6 protein-coding genes and 2 pseudogenes are annotated in these 8,584 nt (G+C 35.4%); 4 read left to right on the top strand and 4 right to left on the bottom strand.

Annotated features, from left to right (window positions below; genetic code table 11):
* Positions 1 to 57: 57 nt before the first annotated feature.
* The gene (locus J2Z81_RS04230; protein ID WP_226370786.1) at positions 58 to 1,209 is read right to left on the bottom strand and encodes a hypothetical protein; all 1,152 of its coding nucleotides are present in this window, start codon (positions 1,207 to 1,209) and stop codon (positions 58 to 60) included.
* Positions 1,210 to 1,490: 281 nt separating this feature from the next.
* Here J2Z81_RS04230 and J2Z81_RS04225 point away from each other — a divergent pair.
* Positions 1,491 to 1,661 (top strand): annotated as a pseudogene (locus J2Z81_RS04225) (PH domain-containing protein); the annotation flags it as partial.
* Positions 1,662 to 2,056: 395 nt separating this feature from the next.
* A pseudogene (locus J2Z81_RS16265) lies at positions 2,057 to 2,251 on the top strand (DUF7695 domain-containing protein).
* Between the two features lie 294 nt (positions 2,252 to 2,545).
* Here the strand turns inward: J2Z81_RS16265 and J2Z81_RS04220 are convergent.
* Positions 2,546 to 3,178: a YdhK family protein gene (locus J2Z81_RS04220; RefSeq protein WP_102414962.1), complete on the bottom strand. Its 633-nt coding sequence runs from the start codon at positions 3,176 to 3,178 to the stop codon at positions 2,546 to 2,548.
* Positions 3,179 to 3,617: 439 nt separating this feature from the next.
* Between J2Z81_RS04220 and J2Z81_RS04215 the strand changes: the two genes are divergently transcribed.
* Both J2Z81_RS04215 and J2Z81_RS04210 read left to right on the top strand, forming a co-directional pair.
* Entirely contained in the window at positions 3,618 to 5,132 is a 1,515-nt protein-coding gene (locus J2Z81_RS04215) for a multicopper oxidase domain-containing protein (protein WP_102414961.1), read from the top strand.
* A gap of 282 nt (positions 5,133 to 5,414) precedes the next feature.
* Complete coding sequence (locus J2Z81_RS04210; protein ID WP_040037995.1) at positions 5,415 to 5,804, top strand: hypothetical protein; 390 nt, start codon at positions 5,415 to 5,417, stop codon at positions 5,802 to 5,804.
* Positions 5,805 to 5,948: 144 nt separating this feature from the next.
* Here J2Z81_RS04210 and copZ read toward each other — a convergent pair whose 3' ends face one another.
* The gene (gene copZ, locus J2Z81_RS04205) at positions 5,949 to 6,155 is read right to left on the bottom strand and encodes a copper chaperone CopZ (RefSeq protein WP_040037994.1); all 207 of its coding nucleotides are present in this window, start codon (positions 6,153 to 6,155) and stop codon (positions 5,949 to 5,951) included.
* Between the two features lie 36 nt (positions 6,156 to 6,191).
* Positions 6,192 to 8,576, bottom strand: coding sequence for a heavy metal translocating P-type ATPase (locus tag J2Z81_RS04200; protein ID WP_226370785.1), 2,385 nt, complete (start codon positions 8,574 to 8,576; stop codon positions 6,192 to 6,194).
* Positions 8,577 to 8,584 lie beyond the last annotated feature (8 nt).

The following is an 8,584-nucleotide window of genomic DNA, read 5'->3' as shown; positions in this document are numbered from 1 at the left end:
TCCAGAAGAATGTCGTGTACCAAATAAATCTAAATAAAGCATAACATTAGTCCACATCTAGAAATAGGTGTGGACTATTTTACGCTTACTTTTATAAGTTTCCAATACCTCACAGAAGTGGAGCATATCATCAGCTACTTGGAGTATTTCTTCATCTATATAATCCAAAAATTTATTGCTTATATCCTCAGTATCTAGAAGTTCGAATCCCTGTGTTTCAGCATCTAATTTTTTAGTTTCATTCACAATATAATTTCGAAAATTTCTTTCTTCTGTAGAAATCTCAGAATTTGCAACCTTAGTAATGGCATGATCTAATTCTTTAAAGACATCTTCTGTATTTTTCTTTATTATTCTATACATATTTAGATCTATTACTTTATTATGAGCTATATGGTTTCTATCTTCACACAATCTATCCCACTTATTCTTAAATTCATCTATATCATCTATATAATTTTCGAATTCATTCCAGAACCCTTTTTCTTGTTTTAATTCATAGTTTAAAGGCTCTTTTAATAACTCCCTGATATATTTTTTTAAATGTTTTTCTTTGTCATCATCCTCTGTAGGGATATTCTTAAATGTATTAATCTTAAAATCTACTGTAAACACATATTCATTCTCAATAATCTTTGTTAAATCTTTTATATCAAATGAATAAAGATCTAGATTAATATCATTTAGATCAGTTAATGACTTCTGGTAGCCTTCATATCTGTCTGTTTTATTCTTTAATTCTTTTGGAACATGCTCCCACCAATTTAGCCCGTATTTTAGAGTCATATAGTGGATTATTAGCGTTCTAAAATGGTTTTCTGCCTTATTTATTAATGAATATAATTCTTGTGTTTGATGTTGTATTTGCTCATCTAAAACCCAATAACACGTATCAAAAAGCGGTAGTAATGCATTTTTTACAGCAATTTTTATATTATAAAAGTCTTTATTGGTAACATCATTTTCAAAATGAAGTTCAACAATCAATAATACTTTACCGCCATGTGTTTGTTTTCTAAAAGAAATCATAAATTGTGAATTATAATCATCTACTAAAAACATATAATTAGTTTCTCGTAACTCTTCCAACTCCTCATGAGTAACATCAAATACATCGTTAATTTCTATACTCGCAAGTTCGAAAACTCTATTAGTAAAGTTGTCTTTATTCTCACCTAAGAAAATTATCTCTAATTTTTTTTGATTCAAGATGTTGCCCCCTTATAGATTTTAATCCAATATTGGATATTACTTCTCTTAGTAATTATATCAATATTTTTAATTTTAGGTATGGTTAATTAGCAAATTCGTTACAGGAGTTTTTGTCTAATTTTATTGTGTTATAATAAGTAATAATATGTTACTTCAAGAAATATGAAGAATTTTTTTGCTAAATATTGTCCAACTAATAAATTAATTAGAAAGTTGTATTAGTCATTGAAATACCTAGTATCAGGACTGTTATACAAAAATGTTACTTGTCATAGGTTATCTATTTTCTGATCATGACAAAGGCAGATGAATACTGCTTTACAAATCTGGCCCTGATTCATGTGGACGGTGAAAATGCAACCTCTTCGAAACGTACGATGAAACGTTATCCGTACTCACACCATCGGATTTCAGATGTGCTTCTGGAAACTGCGGGAAAAATTGATATGTTTAGTTAACTATATGTTGTGTACGATTAATGTACACTATTATTTTTTGAATTTATATAACCATATTAAATTTCTACTGCTTATTCCTTCTCAAATCCCCACCTTGCAATTATTCACTATTGTTATCGGTTCTTATTACTTATTGTAAAATGTGGGTTTGGGAGGTGCTTATGATCAAACATCTTTTTAAAGCTACACAAGTGGCTCCCTCACCCGCATTCACTGGCTCTATTGTCCGCAAACGGTGGCTCAATCTGTCCGCAATACTCATCGCATTGAAATCCAGTTACATTGATTCTGCTGCACTATTTTTCAGTCAATCTATTGTCATTTAATAACTACATAAATTATAATCATATAGAATTCTAAAAGATTATATAGAAGGAGACAGTAACATGAATAAAAAGATAAAAAGAAATAGAATTCGTTGTAAATGCTGCGGAGATATTATTGAATCAAGACAAATATATGATTTTTAACAATGTTCATGCAAAACGGTAGCGATTGACGGTGGACTAGAGTATGCCAAAAGAATTTTTCCTAGTAATCCAGCTGAAAAATTTTATGATGAATTAGTAGAATATGAATGATTCGATATATACTTGACGAACTTAGACTGTTTCACTAGCGAGTATAATTATTGCTGCTCTAATCTAGGTAATCGGTTGGAGAGTTTTGAAAGATGTCATTGCCATGTTAATGGGAGTAATAAAAAGAATGTTGAGAACGATAGAACAATAATTAAGCATAAAGGTATAGGCCACAAAACCTTATACAACTAAATCATTTCTTAAATATGTGAACAATAATAATAAATCCCTCTTATAATTCAACTACTACAAAAAGAACCTACCCGATTTGCGGATAGGTCCCTAATTTAAAACTTATTCTACTGGTGATAATTCACTTTCTGTTACCCATTTATGGTTTTTCACCTCTTCTCCAGAATCGGTAGCTATAAAATCAACCATATATACGGTTGTTTCTTCCGCTGAATCGATTACTGCAGTTGCACCGTTCATACCCTCCATGTGATCTGCATTAAGAGTTACTTCAGTTCCCGGTTCAAAAGGTTCATCTCCTGCTTCTTCAATCTCTTCATGAATAACCCATTTATGATTTTCTACTGGTTCTCCACCAGTCGTTGGTGTGTAGGAAACAGTATATACCGTCGTATCGTATGCACCAACAATCGTCGCCTCAGCACCATTCATACCCGGCATATGATCGGATTCAATAATTGCTTGGCTGCCAACCTCATAAGAAGGGTTGTCCGCTTCTTGTAAGCCTTCGGGAATTTCGCCAGTGCTAGAATGGTTCATACCAGAATGATCCATGCCTTCCATATCTTCATTGGTATCAGATTCCTCCATATCCATTTCATTATTATTAGCCACATTTTCTTCCGTATTAGATTCGGTTTCTGTATTCTCCTCTTCATTTGCACCTGCACATGCAGATAAGATAAGTACTGTGAATATAGTAATTATCCCTATTACGATTTTTCTACTTTGCATTTAAACAATCCCTCCTAATAAAATAAAGCTTGCTTATATTCTAACCAGTAAATTTGCAGATTATATGCAGACCTTGCAAAACGTAAATTACGAATATTTCCAAAATAAATCTCCATTCCTTTTCCAAGTGGATTACAAAAGGTTATAAAAATACAATGTCATTTAATATCAATGACATTTCAGTAGAATAATCCATTTATACTCAACATCTAAATTTAATAGTGATTAGTTTTTACTCCAATTATGCATTATTTCTCGATATTTGTTCGGTATGATAATTGCGACGATAGATTGAATGGCAAGGGAAGGAGGAAAATGTATTAAAGGTAATTTTCTAACTCGTGGTGATTACAACTAAATAACTCATCAGAAATCTAAAATGCAAAAACCGAAATGATATTTTCAACAACTTATACTTGACGAATAAAGGAGCGAACAAATGAAAAAAAGTATATTGACAGGTGCAGGCTTGTTGCTAATATTGACGGGTTGCACAAACATCACAACAGAACAACAGTCTGTAGAACAAACTATGGAATCTGGAGAAATGCAACATGAAGAAAATATGGATATGAACCACGGGGACATGGAAGGTATGGAAGAACACATGGACCATGATAATATCCCCCCTCTTCAAGCCTCCAAAGGAACTCAGGAGTTAGTAATACCACCCCTGCTAGAAAAACAGAAGGAATCAGATTTCGATTATGAGGTGGTCGCACAAGAAGGCACGACGCAATTCTTTGATGGCTCTCCAACCAATACTTACGGATATAATGGGAATTTGTTGGGTCCGACTTTACAGTTGAAAGAGGGGGAAACCGTTAAAGTGAAGGTCCGGAATGAATTAAACGAACCAACAACCTTTCACTGGCACGGTCTTGAAGTACCGGGAACTGAGGATGGTGGTCCGAGTGATGTAATTCAGCCGGGGGAAAGTAAAATCGTCACCTTAAAAGCCGATCAGCCGGCAGCGACATTGTGGTATCACCCACATCCACACAAATCGACTGCTGAACAAGTTTTCAAAGGGCTTGCAGGAATGCTCTACGTGGAGGAGACGGATGAAGAAGCTCCTGCTTTGCCACATACTTATGGTGTAGATGATATCCCTCTCATTTTTCAGGATCGTCTCTTTGACGAAAACAAGCAACTGGATTATAAAAATCTGATGAACAGTGATGGAACAATCGGAGATGTATCGCTCGTTAACGGTACGATTAATCCGAAACTGACTGTGACAAAACCGCTGATGCGTTTTCGAATCCTAAACGGCGCGAACGCCCGAAATTACACGTTCCGTTTAAGCAATGGGGCCACATTTACTCAGATTGCTTCAGATGGCGGGTTATTGCATGAACCGGTTGAAATGGATGAGATTACGCTGTCCCCATCGGAGCGCGCTGAAATCCTAATTGATTTTTCAGCGATGGAATCCGATGAGCCAATTGCCATTACTGATGAAGAAGGTAATGCTCTGTTGCCTTTTGATTTGGATATCGACGGCGGAACGGAAGAAATGGAATCCATATCTTGGACCGATGACACTACCTTCCTTAAAGAAGAAGAAAAATCCTTACCGGTCTCCAAGGAGATCGAACTGTTTGGAATGATGGATAAGGTCACCATAAACGGCAAGAAATTCGATCCTGAACGGATTGACTTGCGGCAAAAGAAAGGAGTTTCGGAAGTTTGGGAAGTTTATAACAAGCCAGACGAAATGGGGGGAATGATACATCCATTCCATATTCATGGTACTCAGTTCAAAATCATATCGCGTGATGGAAGGGAACCAGCTCCGAATGAACAAGGGCTGAAAGATAGTGTTCTTATTGAACCGGGCGAACGAGTAAGACTGCTCGTCACCTTTCCAGAAGAGGGAATCTATATGTACCATTGCCATATTCTAGAGCATGAGGATAACGGTATGATGGGGCAAGTAGAAGTATACTAATTTTACGGAATAAACATTAAGAAGGGCTGTACCGATTGTTTTGGATTACGTACAGCCCCTTTTTATTTTGCTGACAATTCATCCTAAAACGTTGGTTAATGCCAAGAGATTTTAGGTATCCTTGAAATAATCTACTGTTGCCTTCGAAAAGTTCCACTAAAAATATTTATATAACAATTTTAATTAACCGTTTATAATATTTTCATATGATATAGTAAAAGTAAATTGGTACTTAAATCACTTTTTTGGTTCAGAGAAAAAGTGAAGTCGAGGTGAGATATTTTGTGTTTTTCCTATAGTTTTATTGAACAACAAACTCATGAAATGTCCAAAAAGATATGGGAAAGCTCCTTATACAAATTAATTAGGGTTGACTTTGCAGGTGGCAACTGTTTTGAAGTCCAAAGTAGATTAAATGATTGGGTAAGTCTTGAAACGGAAATGGGGAACAAGTCCGCTTTAATTACAAAAGTTATTTTGGAGGACTTAGAAGGAAAGCATTATTCTATTGAACCGAATGACAATGGGGTAAGATTTGCAAAAGGAGAAATCACTTATAAAGAGTATAAAATTCTTCAAAAGAAAGGGAATGCTCTTTGGATTACAATTTTTATTGTTGGGATTTTAGTATTTTTTACGTTGATGTCAGTGTTGGTAAAGTTTGTTCTTTAATACTATCTAATTTCTAATGGTTAACATATTGGTTCCCTTAGTGAAAGTAACATTATTTATCCAAATTTGAAACCACCCTCACACCTTATTAAATGTATATTAAAAGGCTGGTCTTCTCTATGAAAACCAGCCTATTTCGTATATTTAGGCAACATCATAGCCTTGTTCTTCAATTGCATCTTTCATGGCATCAACATTTACCTTTGATTCATCAAAAGTAACATCTACTTTTCCAGCTTCTAAATTAACCTCAGCTGCTGATACGCCATCTAATTTTTTCAATGCACCTTCAACTGACATTTTGCAGTGACCACAAGACATGCCTTGTACGTCTAATGTTTTCTTTTCCATTATATTTTCACCTCCTTTAAATAAATTTAATATATTTTATAACTTCACTCTTTTTAGTCGAAGTGAGTTAGTAACAACACTTACTGAACTTAACGCCATTGCTGCGCCAGCAATCCACGGCGCAAGTAATCCAATTGCTGCAACTGGTATTCCGGCTGTATTATATCCGAATGCCCAGAATAGATTTTGTCGGATATTTCTAATCGTTGCATGACTGATTTTAATTGCCTTCGGTATAAGCAATAGCTCACCACCAAGAATCGTAACATCAGCAGCCTCAATTGCTACTTCTGTACCAGTTCCAATGGCAATCCCAATATCCGCTGTAACAAGTGCAGGTGCATCATTAACACCATCCCCAACCATTGCAACTTTCTTACCTTGTTCTTGGATTGCTTTTACTTTAGCTGCTTTTTCTTCGGGTAATACTTCAGCGATTACCTGATCAATTCCAACTTGTTTTGCTATTGCTTTGGCTGTTCTTTCATTATCACCTGTTAACATAAACACTTCTATTCCTAAATCTTTCAATTGCTTAATAGCCTCTGGATCCGTTTCTTTTATAGTATCTGCAACAGCAACTGTTCCCCGGTACTCACCATCAATGGCAATCAACATCGCTGTTTTACCATCAGTTTCATAATTAACTAATTTTTCTTCATAACCTGCTGTATTAATTTGATGATCATTCATTAACTTTCTATTACCAACAAGAATGTTTTTTCCAGAAATTTTTGCTTCAATACCGTGACCCGGTACTGCCTCGAAATGTTCTACTTCCAAAAAGTCGATATTATTCTCTGTAGCGTATGCCACAATTGCTTCTGCAAGTGGATGTTCAGACCCTTTTTCTGCACTAGCCAATAATTGTAATGTCTCTTCATCACCTGAAAAATCAGTTACTTCTGGTTTTCCTTTTGTGATTGTACCCGTCTTATCAAGTACGATTGCTTCTAACTCATGTGTTCCCTCTAGGTGTTCCCCACCTTTAAATAAGATTCCACTTTCTGCAGCTTTTCCTGTTCCGACCATAATGGATGTTGGTGTTGCAAGTCCTAAAGCGCATGGACAGGCAATAACAAGTACAGCAATTGCTGCAACTAAAGCAGGTTCTAACTGACCCGGCTCGACTAAAGTAATCCATATAATAAAAGTAAGGATAGCAATACCGACCACTATTGGAACGAAATAACCTGAAATAACATCCGCTAATCGTTGAATTGGCGCCTTTGATCCTTGAGCTTCTTCCACGACCTTGACAATAGATGCAAGGGCCGTATCTTTTCCTACTTTTGTTGCTTCCATTTCAATGGAGCCATTTTTATTAATAGTAGATCCAATTAATTTTGCCCCTGAATCCTTTTCAATTGGAATTGATTCTCCTGTAAGCATGGATTCATCTACCGAAGTTCTACCTTTTACAACCATACCATCTACCGGTATCTTTTCTCCCGGTTTGACAATTAAGCGATCTCCAACGACAACTTCTTCTACAGGAATCATTAATTCTTTACCATCTCTAATTACACGAGCTTCTTTTGCTTGTAAATTAAGCAATTTGGATAAAGCATTTGTTGTTTGACTTTTCGCTCTCGTTTCCAAATATTTACCAAACAAAATTAACGTAATCAAAACAGCACTGGTTTCAAAGTATAAATGTGGCATATATTCTGGATTGCCAATAGTCATAAATGCTTCGTATAAACTATAGAAATAAGCCGCACTTGTACCTAAAGCAACAAGTACATCCATGTTTGCCCCACCATTACGTAGGTTCTTATATGCACCTTCATAAAATTGCCATCCAATGATGAATTGAACTGGTGTCGCCAAAGCAAATTGGAACCACGGGTTCATGAAGATATCTGGTATACTCATCCCAAATAAATGAACAAGCATTGTTAATAATAATGGTGCAGATAGTAAGACTGAAATAATTAATTTCGTCTTCATATTTTTTAGTTGTTTTTCTTTATAAGTTTGTTTTTCTTTCGCTTCTGCCTTTGGTTTAGCATCATAGCCAACATTTTTGATTTTATCAACCAATGATTTTACATCAACTAACCCCGGATTATATTCAATCGTTGCACTTTCTGTCGTTAGATTAACAGTTGCATGTTTTACTCCATCTTGTTTGTTCAATACTTTTTCAATACGGGTAGAGCAAGCTGCACAAGTCATTCCAAAGACATCAAGGTCTGTTTTCTCCGTTAGAACACCATAACCAACATTCTCTATTTTTTTCGATATGTCTTCAATAGAGGTTTTCTCTGGATCATAATCTATCGATGCCTTTTCTGTTGTTAAATTAACTTGAGCCTTGACCCCATCCATTTTATTCAAAACCTTTTCAACACGATTAGAACAGGCTGCACAGGTCATCCCTGTTACACCAAGTGTTGTATGATTTGTTTCACTCATAATAATTC

It is taken from the genome of Virgibacillus alimentarius (genome assembly GCF_017874635.1).
Taxonomy (GTDB): Bacteria; Bacillota; Bacilli; order Bacillales; family Amphibacillaceae; genus Virgibacillus_B; species Virgibacillus_B alimentarius.
The sequence above is the reverse complement of the archived record's forward strand: the minus strand, read 5'-3'. Positions and strand labels throughout refer to the sequence as shown.